This window comes from Promicromonospora iranensis, assembly GCF_028994775.1.
In the GTDB taxonomy this organism is placed as follows: domain Bacteria; phylum Actinomycetota; class Actinomycetes; order Actinomycetales; family Cellulomonadaceae; genus Promicromonospora; species Promicromonospora iranensis_A.
The window spans coordinates 26638-44804 of record NZ_JAJQMN010000020.1 but is presented as its reverse complement, the minus strand read 5'-3'; the positions used below and the strand labels follow the sequence as shown (position 1 = coordinate 44804).

The window sequence follows — 18167 nt, the reverse complement described above, 5'->3', positions numbered from 1 at the left end:
CCGCACGCCCTCCGCTCAACCCTCAGACCGAAGGACCGAGTACATGACTCGCTTCAGCATGCCCGCCCGCCGCGCCTTCGCGGCAGTCCCCGCAACCGCCGTCCTGGTGCTGCTGCCCACCGTGGCCTACGCCCACGTGACGGTGAACCCCGACACGACCGCCGCTGAGAGCTACGCGAGCCTCACGTTCCGCGTACCGACGGAGTCGGACACCGCGTCGACGGAGAAGCTGGTGGTGGACCTGCCCACCGACACCCCGTTCCTCAGCGTGACCCCGCGTTCCCTGCCCGGCTGGGACGTGGAGGTCGAGGTCGAGACGCTCGACGAGCCGTTCGAGGTCGAGGGCGCGACCGTCGACGAGGCGCCCGCGCGGATCACCTGGACGGCGGAGAAGGGCAGTGAGGTTCCGCCGCACGAGTACCAGGAGTTCGCCGTCCGGGTCGGGGCGCTGCCCGAGGAGGGCACCGAGATCGTGCTCCCCGCCCACCAGACGTACAGCGACGGCACCGTCGTCGACTGGGACGACCTCGTCGCCGACGACGGCAAGGAGCCGGAGGCCCCCGCACCCGTGTTCACGACGACCGCCGCCGAGGCGGAGGGCGGGCACCACGGTGCCGCGGCTGCGGCAGCGGAGGACGGATCGGACGACGCCTCGGGCGACGCATCCGGCGAGACCGCGACCGCGGGCGACGCTCCGGCCGTCGACCCGGTGGGCCGCTGGCTCGGTGTGGCCGGCATCGTGGTGGGCGCCGTGGGCATCGGCGCGGCGGTGTTCACGCGCCGTCGGGCCTGATGGCCTGATGCCTCGATGACGTAGGACGGGCTCGACCACCGGTGATGCGGTGGTCGAGCCCGTCCTCGCTGGTCGTGCCGGTCGAGCCCTCAGATCTTCAGCAGCGCCTGGACCGGGGTGTGGTCGCTCGGGTAGCGGCCGTCCCGGGTCCATGGGTTGATCGCCGCCGCACGGACCTCGACGCCGGGCGTCGTGAGGATCCAGTCGATGCGCGTGCCGTCCGGGTTCGGCGTCCCGTAGTTGGGGAAGGTGCCCGCGTGCGGGGTGAGCTGCCGGTCGGCGTCGAGCCAGGTGTCCCGGAGACCGCCGTCGGTCACCAGCACGTCGTACGGCGCCGAGCTCTCGGCCGTGGCGTTGCAGTCGGCGGTGAAGACGACCGGCAGCTCCGTCGCGGCAACCTGGTCGCGAACCACCTGGGCGCTGCGCACTCGCGCGTTCTCCGCCTGGTGGTCGAAGTGCGAGTTGATGTGCAGGAAGTCCCGGCCCGTCACGTTGTCGTGCAGCTCGGCCCAGGTGACGATCCGGGTCACGCTGTTGCCCCAGGTGGCGGAGCCGATGACCTTGGGGGTGTCGGACAGCCAGAACTGGTCCCACCACTTCACGGTCAGGCGGCGGGCGTCGTAGAAGATGCCGGAGTACTCGCCGCCCGCACCCCCGTCACGCCCGAAACCCACCATCTTGTAGTGGCGCCCCAGCCCTTCCTCGATGGCCGCGAGCTGGTGGAACAGGACCTCCTGGACACCCAGGACCGTCGGCTGCTCCAGCCGGAGGAACTCGGTGGTGAGCGGTGCGCGCTCCGGCCAGTAGTCCGGCTCGCCGGGCTGGGTCTGCCCGACCCGGTCGTAGCGGACGTTGAAGCTCATGGCGTGCAGCAGCTCGCCTCGTGCGCGACCGATCACCGGCCGGCCGGCCCCCGAGGTCCGGGCGGAGGCCGGGCCGGCCAGTGCGGCCGAGGCACCGAGGGCGCCCACGGCGCCCGCCGCCGTCAGCATGGTGCGGCGTGAGATTCCGGCGACGCCGGGGGTGGTGGACATGTGCTCTCCTCCAGGGCAGGGGACCGATGCCCGTTGACCCGACCAGACAGAGGTGAGCACGTCCATAACGGCATGTGACGGATGCGCGAATTGCCCGGCTCAGGCCGCCGAGGTCGTCCGCGTGCGGCGGGCCGTGACGGCGCGCCCGACCAGGTGGTCCACGCTCCAGGCGCCGGGTCCGGTGGCCGCGAGGAGGAGGGCGCCGGCGCCGAGTGCGGCGACGAGCTCGAAGCCGCCCTGGTCGACGAACACGCCGTTGCCGAGGTGCACGAGCACGAGCGCCCCGAGCATGTTCAGCACGACCAGGATCCCGGCGACGGTGGTCGCCGCGCCGAGGATCAGCGCGACACCGCCGACGAGCTCGACGACTGCCGCGAACAGGGCGGCGGCCTGGGGCACGGGGATGCCCATGCCGGCGAAGGAGTCGACGGTCCCGGGGATCCCGAAGGTAAAGAACTTCTGGGCGCCGTGCGCGACGAGCACCACCCCGATGGCTACGCGGGCGACGAGTACTGCGAGGTCCTTGGTCCACTGGAACTGCATGTGGTTCTCCCTGTGTCGTTCTGCTGGTGATGGCGGCGCTGGGGGGTGAATCAAGTTGTCGCTTCAACTGTCGCGGCACGCTAGCACGGGGTGAATTGAAGCTTCAACCGTCCCGTGGCAATCTGGCGTGGTGAACGACACCCCGTGGCTCGATCGCAGTCAGATGGCGGCATGGGTCCGCTTCGTCGCGGTGCTCGAGCTGCTCCCCGGAGTCCTCGACAGCCAGCTGCGGCGTGACTCCGGCGTCACGCACTTCGAGTACTTCGTCATGGCGGTGCTGTCCGAGACGCCTGGCGGGGCCATGCGGATGACCGAGCTGGCCGGCGCCACGAACGCGACGCCGTCGCGGCTCTCGCACGTCGTGGCGCGCCTGGAGGAGCGAGGGTACGTCGAGCGTTCGCCCTGCCCCGAGAACGGCAGGGCCACCAACGCGCGGCTCACGGAGGGCGGGCGCGCGAAGATGCGCGCCGCCGCGCCCGGCCACACGGCGGCGGTACGGCGGCACGTGATCGACGTGCTCAGCCCGGAGCAGGTGACGCAGCTCGCCGCGATCAGCGACGCCATCCTCGGGAGCGTCGCCCCGGCCGGACCGATGGCGGAGGGCTACCGGCGCTACGACGGGCCGGCGGGGGAGTCGTCCTGAATCGCGTCCACCTGGAAGCAAGGCGGAGACTCGGGTCCTGGTCCTCGTGGAAGGATCAGACGCATGACCATCACCGAGTTCCTGAGCGCACGGCTGGACGAGGACGAGTCGACCGCGCGTATGGCCGACAGCGCCTCGTCACGTCCCGGCGAGGTTGATGGCGAGCCCTCGGCGGCCGCCCCGTTCCCTCCGCAACGGCAGCGACACATCGACCGCTGGAGCCCCACTCGGGTCCTCGTCGACATAGCGGCCAAGCGGACAATCGTAGAGACGTACGAGGAGCTTGGGCGGGTTCTGAGCAAGGCGTCGGACAGCGGGCAGGAGGACGAAGCCACCGTCACCCGGAACCTGTTCGCTGGACTCCAGGTCGCGGTCCTGGCCCACGCCATGACGTTCGCCGATCACCCGGACTACCGCGCGGAGTGGCAGTTGTGACCTAGTCGTGTTCCAGTGAGGGTGCATGCTCCGGGTGAACGAGAAGAGGCCCGGGACCGTTGGTATTCCAACGTTTCCGGGCCTCTTCCGACTGCGGAGGATGGGGGATTCGAACCCCCGAGGGCGTTAACCCAACACGCTTTCCAAGCGTGCGCCATAGGCCACTAGGCGAATCCTCCTCGCGCTTCGCCGAGGCGGCGCGCGGCCACAGGACCGAAGTCTGGCGCGGCCTGACGAGGATACCGGACGCCGTGCTCGGACAACGAATCGGAGCGTGGAGCGGGGCTGTGAGGTGGCGTACAGCGCGTCCCGCGTGGTTGGGCCGGGGTGCCCGGATCGGTTAGGCTTGAGGCAGACCCCTCGTGCGGCATCACCTCGCCGAACTCCCCCAGGGCCGGAAGGCAGCAAGGGTAAGTGAGCTCTGGTGGGTGTGCGGGGGGTCCTTCAGTGCCCGGAATCTGGCGGCTTATCCAGCATGTGGATGGCTTCCCGTCCGCATCGTGGGATTTACCCCGAGGCGATTCGCTTCGACGTCGTGCAGTGCCGCACGATGTCCGTATGACCCGCACCTGGACCGCCACCACGACGTCGCGCATCTGCCGCGACGCCATGTGTAGCGGCCGCGTGCGCGGCGGGCGAATGTGCGTGCGCTGAGAGCGCCGCACCTCGCCGTAGCCCGCTGAGGGCCGCACGGTATCGCGAGCTCGCCACGTTGCTGATGGCCGTGGCCCGCCGCCGTCACACCCCGGCCTGCGCCCGACGCAGACCCCACGCATCCTGAGCACAGGCATACCCACGCCCGTGCGCCTCCGAGAGGACCACCCATGTCTCGCTTCACCCCTGTCCTGGCCACCGGTCTTGCCGCCGTTACCGCCCTCGCCCTGAGCGCCTGCGGCTCCGGTGAGGCGACTGCCGCCGCCGGCACCGCCGAGGACCCGGTACGCATCGGCGTCGTCAACTCCGGCGACGACTACTGGAACACCTTCACCGACCTGGCCGAGGAGGAGGGCATCAGCGTCGAGCTGGTGAACTTCAGCGACTACCAGCTGCCCAACCAGGGCCTGACGGACGGTGACCTCGACCTCAACCAGTTCCAGCACCTGCAGTTCCTCGCGGGCTACAACACGGCCTCCGGTCAGGAGCTGGCGCCGATCGCGGCCACCGCCGTCTACCCGCTGGGCCTGTACTCCCAGAAGCACGACAGCGTCGAGGACATCCCGGAGGGCGGCGAGGTCGCCATCCCCAACGACGACACCAACCAGGCCCGGGCGCTGCTCGTGCTCCAGGAGGCCGGGCTGATCGCCCTGCGCGACGGCGGCAGCGCGTTCTCCACACCGGCCGACATCCTCGAGGACGAGTCGCGGGTGACGGTGACCCCGGTCGACGCCGCCCAGACGGCGCTCGCGCTGCAGGACGTCGACGCCTCGATCATCAACAACGACTTCGTGGGTGACGCCGACCTGACTGTCGAGGACGCCATCTACTCCGACAACCCCGACTCCGACGCCGCCGCGCCGTACATCAACGTCTGGGTCGCCCGCGCGGACGACGCCGACAACGAGGTGTTCCAGCAGCTCGTCGAGATCTACCACTCCCCGGAGGTCGAGGAGGGTGTGCTCGAGGCGTCGGGCGGCACCGGCGTCATCAAGGACAACTCGGCCACGGAGCTGCAGGAGATCCTGGCCGGCATCGAGGCGGACGCTTCCTGATGCCTGCCGCGACCGGAGCTGCCGCTGGCAGCATCGTGCGGTTCGAGGGCGCCTCCAAGGTGTTCCCCGGCCGTGGGCGCGGGGCGGAGGTGCGCGCCGTCGACGAGGTCACCCTCGACATCCGCGAGGGCGAGATCTTCGGCGTCATCGGCCAGTCGGGTGCCGGCAAGTCCACCCTGGTCCGGCTGATCAACGCCCTGGAGCGCACCACCGGGGGTGACGTCGTGGTGGACGGCGTCGCGCTCGGTGCCCTGAACGAGGCGCGGCTACGTCCGGTGCGGGCCGGGATCGGGATGGTGTTCCAGCAGTTCAACCTGCTCGCCTCCCGGACGGTCGCCGGGAACGTCGCCTATCCGCTCGAGGTGGCGGGCTGGTCGCGCTCGCGGCGCGAGGCACGCGTGGCCGAGCTGCTCGACTTCGTCGGCCTGGCGGAGAAGGCGGGCGTGCACCCGTCGGCCCTGTCGGGCGGGCAGAAGCAGCGCGTCGGCATCGCGCGGGCACTCGCCACGAACCCGCGCATCCTGCTCGCGGACGAGGCGACGTCGGCCCTCGACCCCGAGACGACACGCGACGTGCTGAACCTGCTCCAGCGTGTCAACCGCGAGCTCGGGGTCACCGTCGTCGTGATCACGCACGAGATGGACGTCGTGCGCTCGATCTGTCACCGCGTCGCGGTGATGGACCGGGGACGCGTCGTCGAGGTGGGTGAGGCGTACCAGGTGTTCAGCGCGCCGGCCCACGACATCACCCGGCGGTTCGTCGCCACCGCGCTGCGCGACCGGCCGTCGCCCGAGGTGCTGGAGCGCCTGCGCGCCCGGCACACGGGCCACATCGTGACGGTGGGCGTGGACGAGGTCGCAGGTTCGTCGGCGGTGCTCACGCGCACCCTGCGCGAGCACGGCGTCGACGGCACGGTCGTCTTCGGCGGCATCACCGAGGTCGCGGAGCGGCCGTACGGGTCGCTGACCGTCGAGCTCGTCGGTGACCCGGCCGCGGTGGAAGCCGCAGTGGTGGCGCTGCGCGCGGTCACCTGGGTGGACGACCACGGGACCGCCGCGCGTCCGCACGAGGTGACCACGGGCGACGTCGTGCCCTTCGACGAACCGGCTGCCGACCCGGCAGGCCGGCCGAACCTGGGAGCGCCGCGGCGACCCCGGCTCGGCGGCGGGCTGTTCGGCGGGCCCACCGGATACACGGAAGGAAACGAGCTGTGAGCTGGGACCAGCTGACACCACTGCTCTGGCAGGCCGCCGGCGAGACGGCGTTCATGGTGCTGATCACGTTGCTGGTGGGTGGCTTTCTCGGCCTCGCCCTCGGCCTGGGGCTGTACCTGACGCGACCGGGCAACCTGCTCGGCAACCGGTTCGTGTTCGCCGTGCTGAACCTGGCCGTCAACGTGGTGCGGCCCATCCCGTTCATCATCTTCCTGGTGGCGCTCGGCCCGCTGACCCGGGCGGTCATCGGTTCGACGATCGGCATCGAGGCGTTCACCTTCGCCATGTGCTTTATGGCGACCTTCGTCTTCGCGCGGCTCGTCGAGCAGAACCTCGTCTCCATCGACCCCGGAGTGGTCGAGGCCGCCCGGGCCATGGGCGCCTCACCCTTCCGGATCGTGCGCACCGTGCTGGTCCCCGAGGCGCTCGCGCCCCTGATCCTGGGCTACACGTTCCTGTTCGTCGGTGTGCTCGACATGTCCGCGATCGGCGGCTACCTGGGTGCCGGTGGCCTCGGTGACTTCGCGATCGTCCAGGGCTACCGGCAGTACGACTGGGCGGTGACCGCCGTCGTCGTGGTGATCATCGTGCTGATCGTCCAGGCCGTGCAGTGGCTGGGAAACATCCTGGCGCGCCGCGCGCTGCGGCGGTGATCCGCGGCGGCGCCTCACACGTTGGTGAGGCGCCGCCAGGTCTGCACGACGGCGGCGGTAGCGACCGGGGCGACCGCCGCCGCGAGCAGCAGGTGGGGGAGGCCGACGGCGGCCGCTGCCGTGGGGCCGCCCAGGCCGGTCCACAGGGACGGCGCGGCATAGGGGAACCACGACCCGCCCCCGAGCAGGACCACGATCTGGGTGAGCGCCACCATGCCGACGAGCCCGCCCACGGTGCCGAGCTGGCTGCGCGTCACCGTCGCGAGCCAGGCGAACGGCAGGGCCAGGCCGCCGCCGAGGAGCCCGGCGACGAGTGCGGTGCGCGCACCGGCCCAGGCTCCGTCGAAGGACGCGCCCGACCCCGCCGTGACCACGGCCGAGGCGACGACGGTCACGGCGACCGTCACCACGACGCACACGGTGATCCAGGCCAGCGCGACCAGGCACTTGGCCAGGGCGATCGTGCCGCGCGGCACGGCGAGGCCGAACAGCGCGCCCGCCGTGCCGCTCTCCAGCTCGCGGCCGAACGACCACGCGACGTAGAACCCGCCCGCGACCAGCGTGGCGACGGAGAGGATCTGGGCACACGCCAGCAGATGGGTCGCGGCGAGATCGCCGGTGGCGTAGTCCGCGAGCTTGGCCGCGGTCGGCCCCACGGCCCGCGGCGACCGGGCCAGCGCCACCACGCCCACGCTGCCGAGCGGCACCAGCACGACGAGCAGCAGGGTGGCCAGGCGTGCGACGACCGAGCGGCGCAGCTTGAGCGCCTCGACGGAGAACGCGGCGCCGAGCGGGGCGAGGGCAGTCATGACCGGCCTCCCGGGGTCTCGGCGTGCGCGTCGGCCGCAGCCCGCGTGTCGGCGTCGAGCACCATGGCGAAGAACCGCTGTTCCAGGTCGGAGCCTCCAGGTTCAAGGCGCCCGACGTCGCGCCCGGCGTGCAGCACCACTATCTCGTCCGCGATGCGCGACACCTCGTCGAGGTGATGGCTCGAGACGAGCACCGCCGCGCCGGCGTCGGCAAGGCCGCGGACCAGACCGCGCACGAGGACGACGCCCTGCGGGTCGAGGGCGCTGGTCGGCTCGTCGAGGATCAGGGCGGAGGGCTGATGGAGGGTCGCGCAGGCGATGCCGAGGCGCTGCCGGTTGCCCATCGAGAGCGTTCTTGCGCGCGCGTGGCGCCAGGGCTCCAGGCCCATCCGGCCGACGGCGGCGCTCGCCGCAGGTATCGCCATGTGCCGTGACTTTCCGTGCAGCCGGGCGGCGCAGCGCAGGTTCTCCGTGACCGTCAGCTCGGGATAGACCAGTGGTGCGTCGACGACGTGACCGAAGCGCGCGGCGACGCCGAAGGGCAGGTCAGCGGGGTTGTGGCCCAGGATCGCCACCTCGCCGTCCGTGGGACGCAGGCGGCCGGCCAGCGCGCGCAGCGCCGTCGTCTTGCCTGCGCCGTTGAGGCCGATCAGGGCGGTGACCTGACCTGGCCGAACGGTCAGTGTGAGGCGGTCGAGTGCCAACCGTCCGCCGAAGGTGTGCGAGACGTTGTCGAGCCGGAGCGCCGTCATGGTGTGGCTCCTGCCGGGGCGAGCTGCGCGAGGGCGCGGCGGACGAGGTCGGTGAGGGTGACGCCGCTGGGCGCCGAGCCCCAGGCCAGGAGGGCCGTGGTGGTCGCGGCGAGACAGGCGGCGGCGGCGATGGCGGCGTCGAGGGGATCGGCACCGTCTGCCACGAGCCGGTCCGCGATCGCCTGCTGGGTGGCGTCGGTGCCTACCGAGACGGCCGCGCGGAGCGAGGGGGACTGCGCGACCAGGGCCACCCGGCGCCTGGCCGTCGTGTCCTCGGTCGGGGTGATGTCGCCGAGCGCGGCGAGCAGGCCCAGGCGGGTGCGTTCCAGGGGCGGGAGATCTGCCGGTTGGGCGCCGACGGCGTCCGCGATGAGCGGGTCGTACGGGTCCGTGACGAGCACGGCATCCTTCGTCGGGAAGTGCCGGAAGAACGTCATGGGCGTGATGCCCGCCGCCACGGCGATCTGGTTCACCGTGGTGGCGTCATAGCCCTGGTGCTCGAAGAGGTCGAGCGCGGCATCGAGGATGCGGGCTCGGGTACGGAGGGTGCGGGTGGTGACCACCATGAAATGTTAGTCGCTAACATCCGGTGGTGGCAAGGCATCGTGCCCGTTCCGGCCGGGTGACGTCTCGGTCGAATCCGAACCTGTGGACGGCTGTCCTCCGAGTGTCGGTGAGGCCGTCTATCGTTGCGGGGGTGAGCACCGCCCTATACCGCCGCTACAGGCCCGAGACGTTCGCCGAGGTGATCGGCCAGGACCACGTCACGGGCCCCCTCATGCAGGCCCTGCGCAGCGGGAGGGTCAACCACGCCTATCTCTTCAGCGGTCCACGAGGCTGCGGGAAGACGACGTCGGCACGCATCCTCGCTCGCACGCTGAACTGCGCGAAGAACACACCCGAGTCGCCGATCGACACCCCGTGCGGCGAGTGCCCCTCGTGCGTCGAGCTGGCACGCGGCGGCTCCGGCTCGCTCGACGTGGTGGAGATCGACGCGGCGTCGCACAACGGTGTGGACGACGCGCGTGACCTGCGCGAACGGGCCACGTTCGCCCCGGCTCGCGACCGGTACAAGATCTTCATCCTCGACGAGGCGCACATGGTGACGCCGCAGGGCTTCAACGCGCTGCTGAAGATCGTCGAGGAGCCGCCGCCCCACATCAAGTTCATCTTCGCGACCACGGAGCCGGACAAGGTGATCGGCACCATCCGGTCGCGCACGCACCACTACCCCTTCCGGCTCGTGCCGCCCGACGTGCTGTCCCCGTACCTCGAGCAGCTCTGCGGTGCCGAGGGAGTCGAGGTAGGTGGCGGAGTGCTCCCGCTGGTCACGCGTGCGGGCGGCGGTTCGGTGCGCGACTCCCTGTCCGTGATGGACCAGCTCATCGCCGGTGCCACGGGTGGCGTCGTCGACTACGACCTCGCGGTCGGCCTGCTCGGCTTCACGCACGCGACGCTGCTGGACGACGTCGTGGACGCGCTCGCCGCACGCGACGGGGGCTCGATCTTCCGGGTCGTCGACCAGATCATCGCGACGGGGCACGAGCCGCGCCGGTTCGTCGAGGACGTGCTGGAGCGCCTGCGTGACCTCATCGTCATCGGCGTCTCCGGTGACGCGGCCAGCGCCGTGCTGCGCGGCATACCCACCGATCAGCTCGAGCGCATGCGGACCCAGGCGGGACGGCTGGGGGTGGCGGAGCTCTCCCGGGCCGCGGACCTCGTGAACGCGGCCCTCACCGAGATGACGGGCGCCACGTCGCCGCGCCTGCATCTGGAGCTGCTGTGCGCTCGCCTGCTCCTGCCCGGGGCAGACGATGGCACAGCTGGTCTCGCGGCGCGCATCGACCGCCTGGAACGTGGCGGCATCCCGGCTTCCGGGGCGCCGGCCGCGCCCGCGCCGGGCCGCGACGCGGCACCGGACGGTGCGCCGGCTCCGGAGCCGACGACGGGCGGGCTCGCCGGTGCCGCCGCCGCACGTGCCGTGCTCGATGCACGCAAGAAGCGGGGCGAGCCAGGTCGGCCTGCTGCGCCGGAACCCGCTCAGCCCGAGCCGAGGAGCGCTTCCGCGACGCCTGCCGCCGCGGCGGAGCCGGTGCCGGCAGAAGATGGCGCTTCTGGGCCCGCCGCACCCGCAGAGGCCGAGTCGGTGGACCCGGCCGCAACGGCGACGCCGGCACCGGAGCCCGCGGCCCAGGAGTCTCCAGCCCAGGAGTCCCCGGCACCGGAGGCTCCGGCGCCGGAGACTTCCGCACGGCCCGTACGGGAGCCGGCCGACGCGTCCGTGGCGGCTGCGCCCGCGTCCGTGCCGGCTTCCACGGCCCCCGCGCCCCAGGGTGCGGAGCCGGGCGTCACGACGGAGACGGTCCGACGGCGCTGGCCCGAGGTGCTTGGTTCGCTCGCCGCGGCGCGCGTGACGTGGTCGCTGGTAGGACCGAACGCACAGGTCGTTGCCCTGGAGGGCAACACGCTGAAGCTGGGCTTCGCTGCCCCGGGCCTGGCGCGCACGTTCTCGAACGCACGGCACACCAGTGCTGTGGAGGAGGCGGTCTACCAGACGCTCGGCATCCGGGTCCGGGTCGAGGCGACACTCGACGAGGGGCCGTCCGGTGGCGGTGAGCCGACCGGCGGCGGAACCTCCGGCGGGGGACCGTCGGGTGGGGCCTCGTCAGGTGGGGCCTCGTCAGGTGGTGGTCCTTCGGGCGGCGGCGCGGGTCCGGTGTCGGGCGAGCCACGTCGCGAGACCCCGGCGCCTGCGGCCGCGCCGGCGCCCGACTGGCCCGACGTACCGCCGCCCGGTGGGCGGGTAGCCGCTGTGTCCGCGCCGTCGGCCTCCGCCGATGCGGTGGCCGCTGCCGGCGCCGCTGCGCCGGGTGCGGCAGGCGGCGGTGTCTCCGGAACGTCGGCGGCGCTGGCCCCGGTGTCGGCCCAGGGGAGTGTCGCGGTCGCCGAGCGCCCCGAGCCCTCCAGGCCCGAGCCCACTGGTCCCGAGCACGGTCGTCCGGAGCCTGCTCGGCCTGCCGCCCGCCCGCCGTCGGCGGCGAGTGCGGCGGATGAAGCGTGGCTCTCGGGCGCCAGCGCGACCGAACCTCCCGCCGACTACGACATGCCGGAGCCCGAGCCGGTCTACGAGGACCAGGCCCCGGCGCCCGCACGTGCCCCGATGTCGGGGGCGGGCGGTGCGCGCGAGGCGCTGCGGCAGGCCAACGAACGCCGGGCGCGAGCGGCGAGTGCTGCTGCTGAACCGCGTCGGGGTACCGCAGTGGACACAGGTCCGAGCTCTTCCCGGACCGCGGCCCCGGCCGTCGAGCCAGACTTCTACGACGAGCCGTCTGCCGACGACCCGGACATCACCTCGGCGGGCATGGTCGGAGTGCCGCTCGTGGTGCAGGTGCTGGGCGGAACGGTGATCGACGAGATCGTGGAGCAGCCGTGAGTGAGGACGGCGCCATCGGCCCGATCACGACGCTTCGCATCGTCGCGGCCGTCGTAGAGCGCTCCGACGGGCGGCATCTGCTCGTCCGCAAGCGGGGTACACACGCGTTCATGCAGGTGGGCGGCAAGATCGAGCCGGGTGAAGAGCCTTTGGCGGCCTTGGTGCGGGAGTTCGAGGAGGAGGTCGGGGTGCGACTCGAACCGGCTGACATCGAGAGCCTCGGCCGGTTCGGTGCCCCGGCCGCCAACGAGCCCGACCACATCGTCGACGCGCACGCCTATCGGGTGCGCCTGCGGCCTGGGACCGAGGTCGCGGTCCGGGCCGAGCTCGAGGAGCTGGTGTGGATCGATCCGGCCGACCCGGTCGCGAGCTATCCGCTCGCGCCGTTGTCGCGGGACCTGCTGGTCGCTGCCGGACATTGAGCCCGCCGCGGCGCCGGATACCGGCCAAGGCGACGAGCCGGCGCTGAACGCCTCAGCGCTCGCCCTGCTCCGCCCGGTACCGCGCCACGCGCGCGGCTCGCTCGCGCTCCATCCGACGTCGGGGATCGGTGTCGTCAGCCTGCTCGGCGGGACCGGCCACGTGCAGCAGCAGCCAGTTGAGCCGCCACTTGAAGCGGTATCCCAGGGTCAGACCATCGCTGTCGCGCATGCCGTTCCTCCACTTAGTTTGTGTACAAACAGTTTGCACACAAACTGTTACGCTGGTCAATGTCCGAGAGGAGCCGCATGAATGCCATGTCACGCACGGGTGCCGCGTCGCCGTCCGACCTGAAGGAGTCTTCCGGCCCCGACGTCCCGGAGGTAGAACCTGCCGACGGGGGCCCGACCGCCCCCGACGACCTCCTGGCCCTCGATCGCCAGGTGTGCTTCGCGCTCGCCGTCGCCTCGCGCAGCGTCATCGCGCTGTACCGGCCGCTGCTCGAGCCGATGGGCATCACCCACCCGCAGTACCTGGTCATGCTCGCCCTGTGGGAACGGTCGCCGCTCTCGGTCAAGCAGCTCAGCGGGCTGCTGCAGCTCGACCCGGGCACCCTGTCGCCCCTGCTCAAGAGGCTCGAGGCGATCGGCTATGTCACGCGGCGCCGCGACCCCCGCGACGAGCGAGCCCTCGCCGTCGAGCTCACGGAAGAGGGGCGCGCGCTGCGCGAGCAGGCGCTCCTCGTGCCGCCGGCCATCATGGCGCGCCTGGGCATGTCCGCCGAGGAGCTCACGGTGCTGCACCGCAGCCTCACCCGGGTCATCGCGGCGGCCGCCTCATGAGTCGCGGACGCCTGCACCACGTCGAGCTGTGGGTCCCGTCGCTCGGTCGGGCGGAGCGGTCGTGGGGCTGGCTCCTCACCAGCCTCGGCTACGTCGAGCACCAGCGCTGGAGCGCCGGGGTGAGCTGGATCCTCGACGGCACCTATGTCGTCGTCGAGCAGAGCCCGGCGCTCGCCGCGGACGTCCACGACCGCCTCGCCCCCGGGCTCAACCACCTCGCGTTCCACGGCGGCACGCGTGACGAGGTGGATCGGCTCGTCGAGGCGGCGCCTGCTCACGGCTGGGCGCTGCTGTTCCCCGGCAAACATCCGCACGCCGGCGGGGCGGACCACTACGCCGCCTATCTGGAGAACGAGGACGGCTACGAGGTCGAGGTCGTCGCGGACTGATCGTGCGGTGACGTGTCAGGGGCTGCCGGCGCACTCCGTCACACGCCTCGCGACGTCAAGGCGCGGCTGTTCGGAGACCCCGAAGGCCGAGCGTGCCGCCATCGACGCGCCAAACCCGATGCTCGCCAAGGTCGCCGGATCGGGATGGGCGCGAAGCACGGGGACGCGGAGAACCCGGCGGCCGGGCGCGGGCTCAACCTGCTGGGGTTCGCTCTGATGGAGGCTCGGGAGCGGATTCGGGGCTGAGTGGTCGCACCGCGAGCAGGACAGTCATCCACACCATCGTGAACGGGATGACCGTGACGTTCTTGATCGCGAGCTCCCAGGACATCCAGGTGGCCTCGTCGATGCCGCCCACGCGTCCGGCCAGCGAGTCCGGGACCACCTTGAAGGCGAGCAGGAAGACGAGCAGGAAGCCGGTGCTGATCAGCAGTGCGCCCGCATGTCGCGAGATCCAGGCCGACCAACGGGCTCCGGCGCCTGGTCCTCCCGCGCGCCGGTCGCGCAGTAGTGCCCGCACCACCCAGGCGATGAACGCGAGGCGAGCGACTGCCGTGAACACCTCGCCACCAACGCTGCCTGCCCACTCCGCGGTACCGCTCACTGCCAGGAAGCGCTGGATCGAGGCCAGGGCGCCGAAGGCGAAGACCACCGGATAGTTCCGCGCGAAGAAGCGCCACGTCTCCCCGAGGATCTCGACCGCCTCGGTCCAGGGCCGCGATAGTGCGGTCATCACCTGTGCGGTCATGACGTCTCCCTTTGGTCGACTAAATGGTTCAGCAAACTAAATCATATGGTGGGGTGCACAATGGAGAGATGTCAACACCCGAGCGCTCCGAGCTGCAGGACGCCGAGGCCGACTCCGGAGCCCGCCTCGGGGCCGGCCTGAGCGACGCGATCGTGATGTTCCACGAGGCTCTGGGCGCCCTGACCGGGCTCTCGGCGGCGGACCACAAGGCGCTCGGCGTGATCCGCCGCGACGGGCCGATGTCCGCACGGGAGCTCGCCGACCTGACCGGGCTCACGGCGGGCGCCGTCACCGGGCTCGTCGACCGGTTGGAGGACGCCGGCTACGCCCGGCGTACGCGGCATGAGACGGACCGGCGACGGCTCGTGATCGAAGCGACCGCGCCCGCATCACCGCAGGTGAAGGAGGCTGTGGCGGAGATGCAGGAGGCCATGACCCTGGTCACCGAGCAGTTCTCGGCCGACGAGCTGGCGGTGGTCGCGCGCTGGGTGACGCTGACGACCGCGACGATGCGTGAGCAGGCGGCGAGGGTCGGAGCGGCGGCTGGTCCGCGCTCGGCGAGAACGTAGCCGCCGCGGCAGTGTCAGTGGCGCGTGGGAGTCTGGATCATGGTCAACTTGCACCTGGCAGAGCTCACCCCGGACAACCTCTTCGGGGCGCTCCGCCTGCCCCCGCAGGCAGCCGACGAGGAGCCGGTTGCCCCCGTCGCGTGGTCTGTCGCCGAGGCCTACGTCAATCCCACCGCGTGGCCCAGGGTGGTTCTCGACGGCGACGAGGTGGTCGGCTTCGTGATGGCGAACTGGAACCCGGACGAGGAGATCCCGGAGTTCCGGGCCGGTATCTGGCGCCTCAACGTGGCACGCGAGGCGCGGATGCGCGGGGTGGGCAGATTCGCCGTCGATCAGGTCGCGGAGGAGGCCCGGCGCCGAGGGCTCGACCGCATCACCGTCCTGTGGGTCCCGGGCCCGGACGGGCCCGAGGAGTTCTACCTGCGCTGTGGCTTCCGGAAGACGGGGGACCACCTGTTCGGCGAGGTGGTGGGAGAGCTGCTGCTCTGACGAGGCCTGCCCGTCCTATCCGCCCAGCCAGTCCTGGACTCCGTCGAGCAGCCGGCGCCGCAGGCCTGCCGGCGCGTGCGACGCCCGGATCGAGGCCGCGGCGATGGTGGCGAGATCCGCGTCCGAGCACGCCTGCCGCAGGATCTCGTACTGACCCACCATCCCGACCCCGAACAGCAGCGGGTCGTCGGTGGCAAGGGCGACGGGCACACCCTCGGCCAGCAGGGGTGGTACGGCATCGAGGGCGGATGTGACGCCGAACGGCGGGTACGACGTCGGGCAGACCTCGAGCGTGACCTGGCGCTCCGCGAGGAGCGCGACCACCGACGGGTCCTGGAGTGCTGCCAGCCCGTGCCCGATCCGTGTGGCGCCCAGCAGGTCGACGCATTCGCGCACGTGCCACGCGCCCTCGTAGAAGCCGGCGTGCGGCACCCGCGCCAGCCCGGCGTCCGCCACCTTCCGGAACACGGGGACGAAGTCGCGTACACGTCCACGCCGCTCGTCGTTCGAGAGGCCGAAGCCCAGTACGCCGTCGGGCGCGTACCGCACGGCGAGCTCGGCGATCCGTGCCGCATGGTCCGGGTCCGCGCCCCAGCTCGCCGCCAGGTGCATGCCGACCGGGAGGCCCCGGGCGGCGTCGAGCAAGGCCTCGACCACGGCCTCCAGGGACCCCAGCCATCCGGCGTACGACGTCGGGTCCACCTGCAGCTCGGTCCAGCCGACGCCGTCCGCGGCGTCCTGCACCACAGCCTCACGGACCACGCGTGCGATGTCGTCGGTCGAACGCACCGCAGCGCGGGCCGTGTCGTACCGGGCCTGGAACACGTCCCAGCCGTGCACCACGCCGGCCTGGATCGCGGCGGTGGGAAGCGGCGGGAGACCGTAGCCGGCGGCCAGCTCGGCGGCGGTGGACGGCAGCATCGAGCCCGTCAGGTGCAGGTGGAGGTTGGCCTTGGGCAGCGCGCGCAGGTCGCGGGGCATGCCAGGGAGTCTGGCATGCCCGTCGTGGAGAACTGCCACACCGCCGGGGCACCGCAGCCGAGGTCGCCAGAAGCGGACGACGCTCGCACGCGAGCGTGGTCGCTGGCCGAGGACGCGTTCCGGCGGCTGGTGGGCGTGCGGTCCTGACCGTATGCCGGGCCCTGCTTCCGGCGTCGTGCCCGGTGCGGAACAATGTCGCGTCGCCGAGCGAAAGGACGTGCCCAGCATGTCGCGGATCCTGCCCCGCTCCACCCCAGCGGCCGAGGGGGTCGACCCCGCTGCCGTGCGGCGCCTCGTCGACCGCCTGGACCGCCTGGGAGCCGTGCACAGCGTCATGGTGCTACGGCACGGACGTGTCATCGCGGAGGGATGGTGGCACCCCCACACCGTCGACCGGCCGCACACCATGTTCTCGGTGAGCAAGAGCTTCACGTCGACGGCGGTCGGGATAGCGGTGCACGAGGGGCTCCTCACCCTGGACGACAAGGTGCTGGACCTCCTCCCGGACGACGCCCCGGCCGACCCGAGCGAGAATCTGCGCGCCATGCGCGTGCGCGACCTGCTGACCATGACGACGGGACACGGCGTCTCGACCATGGAGGGCATCGACCGCACGATCTCCCTACCCGGATCCAGCTGGGCCCGCGCGATCCTGGCGCAGCCCGTGGACCACGAGCCGGGTACCCGCTTCGTGTACAACACGGGTGCCACCTACCTGCTGTCGGCGATCCTGCACCGGCTCACGGGGGAGCGGCTCCTCGACTACCTGACGCCACGCCTGCTGGCGCCGCTCGGCATCACGCACGCCGAGTGGGAGCAGGACCCGGACGGCATCGACACCGGTGGTTACGGGATGTCGATCACGACGGAGGAGATGGCGGCGTTCGGTCAGCTCTACCTGCAGGGCGGTGTCTGGGAGGGAAAGCAGCTCGTCCCGGCCGAGTGGGTGGCAGCGGCGACGGTGAAGCAGGTGGAGAACGGCCCGAGCGACTGGCCCGACTGGAACCAGGGCTACGGCTACCAGTTCTGGCAGTGCCGCCACGGCGCCTACCGCGCCGACGGCGCGTTCGGGCAGTACATCGTGGTCTGGCCGGAGAAGGACCTGGTGGTCGTCACGACGTCGGGTCTGTCGGACCTGCCGTCGGTGCCGGACGCGGTATGGGACACCCTCCTGCCCGACGACGTCTGGGCCACGCCTACGGCCGCCGAGGCACCGGCGCTCGAGGATGCGGACGACGCCGCCCCGCTGGAGCTGGAGCTGGAGCTGGAGCTGCGCACGCCGGCAGGTGCGGACTCGTCCCCGGTGGAGGAGTCGCTCCTGGGCGTGACCTACGACCTCGAGCCCAACCCTCGGGGCTTCAGCGCTCTCACGCTGGGTCGCGACGCCGACGGCCGGATCGAGGTCGCCTTCACGGTCGAGGGATCGGACCTCGTGGTGCGGTTCGGCCACGAGGAGTGGAGCCCGGGAACCTGTTCGCTCGAGGGCAACCCGGCCGACGTCGCGACCGCGGCGGCCTGGACCGACGAGCTGACGCTGCACGGCCGGATCGTGTTTCTCGGCACCCCGTTCGAGCTGCGCCTGGAGCTGCGGTTCACCGGTGAGGACGTGGCCGTGCGGATCGACCAGAACGTGGCCTTCGGCGAGCGCGGCGTGCTGGACGTGCGGGGCACGGCGCGTCGGATCTGACAGCAGGTTCATCCCCGGGGCTGA

General features: G+C 71.7%; 22 protein-coding genes, 1 tRNA gene and 1 other RNA gene. 15 read left to right on the top strand and 9 right to left on the bottom strand.

From position 1 onward, the window contains the following. The first annotated feature begins 43 nt into the window (after positions 1-43). A complete protein-coding gene (locus tag LUU90_RS25070) occupies positions 44-793 on the top strand; it encodes a YcnI family protein (RefSeq protein ID WP_275006920.1) in 750 nt (249 codons plus the stop codon). Between the two features lie 89 nt (positions 794-882). On the opposite strand, the gene LUU90_RS25065 is transcribed toward LUU90_RS25070, so the two are convergent. Further along, a complete protein-coding gene (locus LUU90_RS25065) occupies positions 883-1827 on the bottom strand; it encodes an endonuclease/exonuclease/phosphatase family protein (protein WP_275006919.1) in 945 nt (314 codons plus the stop codon). 99 nt (positions 1828-1926) lie between these two features. Beyond that, positions 1927-2370 (bottom strand): DoxX family protein, encoded by a 444-nt coding sequence (locus LUU90_RS25060; RefSeq protein WP_275006917.1) that lies wholly within the window; start codon positions 2368-2370, stop codon positions 1927-1929. A gap of 130 nt (positions 2371-2500) precedes the next feature. Between LUU90_RS25060 and LUU90_RS25055 the strand changes: the two genes are divergently transcribed. Both LUU90_RS25055 and LUU90_RS25050 read left to right on the top strand, forming a co-directional pair. Then, positions 2501-3013, top strand: a complete 513-nt coding sequence (locus tag LUU90_RS25055) for a MarR family winged helix-turn-helix transcriptional regulator (protein WP_275006915.1) — start codon at positions 2501-2503, stop codon at positions 3011-3013. A 63-nt stretch (positions 3014-3076) separates the two neighbouring features. Further along, positions 3077-3448, top strand: coding sequence for a DUF6221 family protein (locus LUU90_RS25050; RefSeq protein ID WP_275006913.1), 372 nt, complete (start codon positions 3077-3079; stop codon positions 3446-3448). A gap of 94 nt (positions 3449-3542) precedes the next feature. Here LUU90_RS25050 and LUU90_RS25045 read toward each other — a convergent pair. Beyond that, positions 3543-3627, bottom strand: a tRNA-Ser gene (locus LUU90_RS25045). Between the two features lie 172 nt (positions 3628-3799). On the opposite strand from LUU90_RS25045, the gene ffs reads away from it, so the two are divergent. From ffs to LUU90_RS25025, 4 genes are all read left to right on the top strand, one after another. Then, positions 3800-3896, top strand: an RNA gene (ffs, locus tag LUU90_RS25040) — signal recognition particle sRNA small type. A 376-nt stretch (positions 3897-4272) separates the two neighbouring features. Next, complete coding sequence (locus LUU90_RS25035) at positions 4273-5157, top strand: MetQ/NlpA family ABC transporter substrate-binding protein (protein ID WP_275006911.1); 885 nt, start codon at positions 4273-4275, stop codon at positions 5155-5157. Then, positions 5157-6371: a methionine ABC transporter ATP-binding protein gene (locus LUU90_RS25030; protein ID WP_275006910.1), complete on the top strand. Its 1215-nt coding sequence runs from the start codon at positions 5157-5159 to the stop codon at positions 6369-6371. The genes LUU90_RS25035 and LUU90_RS25030 overlap by 1 nt, the downstream gene beginning before the upstream one ends. Next, positions 6368-7024 carry a methionine ABC transporter permease gene (locus tag LUU90_RS25025; protein ID WP_275006909.1) on the top strand — a complete coding sequence of 219 codons (657 nt, stop codon included), beginning with the start codon at positions 6368-6370 and terminating at the stop codon, positions 7022-7024. Before LUU90_RS25030 ends, LUU90_RS25025 begins: the two co-directional genes overlap by 4 nt. 14 nt (positions 7025-7038) lie before the next feature. On the opposite strand, the gene LUU90_RS25020 is transcribed toward LUU90_RS25025, so the two are convergent. Genes LUU90_RS25020 through LUU90_RS25010 form a run of 3 tightly spaced genes read right to left on the bottom strand, consistent with a single transcriptional unit; the run spans position 7039 to position 9148 of the window. Then, entirely contained in the window at positions 7039-7833 is a 795-nt protein-coding gene (locus tag LUU90_RS25020) for an ABC transporter permease (RefSeq protein ID WP_275006907.1), read from the bottom strand. Next, positions 7830-8585, bottom strand: coding sequence for an ABC transporter ATP-binding protein (locus LUU90_RS25015; protein WP_275006906.1), 756 nt, complete (start codon positions 8583-8585; stop codon positions 7830-7832). Before LUU90_RS25015 ends, LUU90_RS25020 begins: the two co-directional genes overlap by 4 nt. After that, positions 8582-9148 (bottom strand): TetR/AcrR family transcriptional regulator, encoded by a 567-nt coding sequence (locus LUU90_RS25010; protein ID WP_275006904.1) that lies wholly within the window; start codon positions 9146-9148, stop codon positions 8582-8584. Before LUU90_RS25010 ends, LUU90_RS25015 begins: the two co-directional genes overlap by 4 nt. Positions 9149-9282: 134 nt before the next feature. Between LUU90_RS25010 and LUU90_RS25005 the strand changes: the two genes are divergently transcribed. Beyond that, the gene (locus LUU90_RS25005) at positions 9283-12018 is read left to right on the top strand and encodes a DNA polymerase III subunit gamma and tau (RefSeq protein WP_275006902.1); all 2736 of its coding nucleotides are present in this window, start codon (positions 9283-9285) and stop codon (positions 12016-12018) included. Further along, on the top strand, positions 12015-12440 hold the full coding sequence (locus LUU90_RS25000) for an NUDIX hydrolase (protein ID WP_275006900.1): 426 nt from the start codon (positions 12015-12017) through the stop codon (positions 12438-12440). The genes LUU90_RS25005 and LUU90_RS25000 overlap by 4 nt, the downstream gene beginning before the upstream one ends. Positions 12441-12492: 52 nt before the next feature. Here LUU90_RS25000 and LUU90_RS24995 read toward each other — a convergent pair whose 3' ends face one another. Continuing rightward, positions 12493-12669: a hypothetical protein gene (locus LUU90_RS24995; protein WP_275006899.1), complete on the bottom strand. Its 177-nt coding sequence runs from the start codon at positions 12667-12669 to the stop codon at positions 12493-12495. Between the two features lie 77 nt (positions 12670-12746). Here LUU90_RS24995 and LUU90_RS24990 point away from each other — a divergent pair, with 77 nt between their 5' ends. Continuing rightward, positions 12747-13280, top strand: a complete 534-nt coding sequence (locus LUU90_RS24990; protein ID WP_275006898.1) for a MarR family winged helix-turn-helix transcriptional regulator — start codon at positions 12747-12749, stop codon at positions 13278-13280. Continuing rightward, positions 13277-13669 (top strand): VOC family protein, encoded by a 393-nt coding sequence (locus LUU90_RS24985; RefSeq protein WP_275006896.1) that lies wholly within the window; start codon positions 13277-13279, stop codon positions 13667-13669. The genes LUU90_RS24990 and LUU90_RS24985 overlap by 4 nt, the downstream gene beginning before the upstream one ends. A gap of 193 nt (positions 13670-13862) precedes the next feature. On the opposite strand, the gene LUU90_RS24980 is transcribed toward LUU90_RS24985, so the two are convergent. After that, entirely contained in the window at positions 13863-14417 is a 555-nt protein-coding gene (locus tag LUU90_RS24980; protein ID WP_275006894.1) for a hypothetical protein, read from the bottom strand. A 68-nt stretch (positions 14418-14485) separates the two neighbouring features. Between LUU90_RS24980 and LUU90_RS24975 the strand changes: the two genes are divergently transcribed. Next, on the top strand, positions 14486-14986 hold the full coding sequence (locus LUU90_RS24975; protein WP_275006892.1) for a MarR family transcriptional regulator: 501 nt from the start codon (positions 14486-14488) through the stop codon (positions 14984-14986). 39 nt (positions 14987-15025) lie between these two features. Next, complete coding sequence (locus LUU90_RS24970; RefSeq protein ID WP_275006891.1) at positions 15026-15475, top strand: GNAT family N-acetyltransferase; 450 nt, start codon at positions 15026-15028, stop codon at positions 15473-15475. A gap of 15 nt (positions 15476-15490) precedes the next feature. Here the strand turns inward: LUU90_RS24970 and add are convergent, their stop codons facing one another. Continuing rightward, entirely contained in the window at positions 15491-16456 is a 966-nt protein-coding gene (gene add / locus LUU90_RS24965; protein WP_275006888.1) for an adenosine deaminase, read from the bottom strand. A gap of 15 nt (positions 16457-16471) precedes the next feature. On the opposite strand from add, the gene LUU90_RS24960 reads away from it, so the two are divergent. Both LUU90_RS24960 and LUU90_RS24955 read left to right on the top strand, forming a co-directional pair. Beyond that, positions 16472-16603: a hypothetical protein gene (locus LUU90_RS24960; RefSeq protein ID WP_275006886.1), complete on the top strand. Its 132-nt coding sequence runs from the start codon at positions 16472-16474 to the stop codon at positions 16601-16603. 79 nt (positions 16604-16682) lie between these two features. Next, positions 16683-18143 (top strand): serine hydrolase domain-containing protein, encoded by a 1461-nt coding sequence (locus LUU90_RS24955; protein WP_275006884.1) that lies wholly within the window; start codon positions 16683-16685, stop codon positions 18141-18143. Positions 18144-18167: the final 24 nt, after the last annotated feature.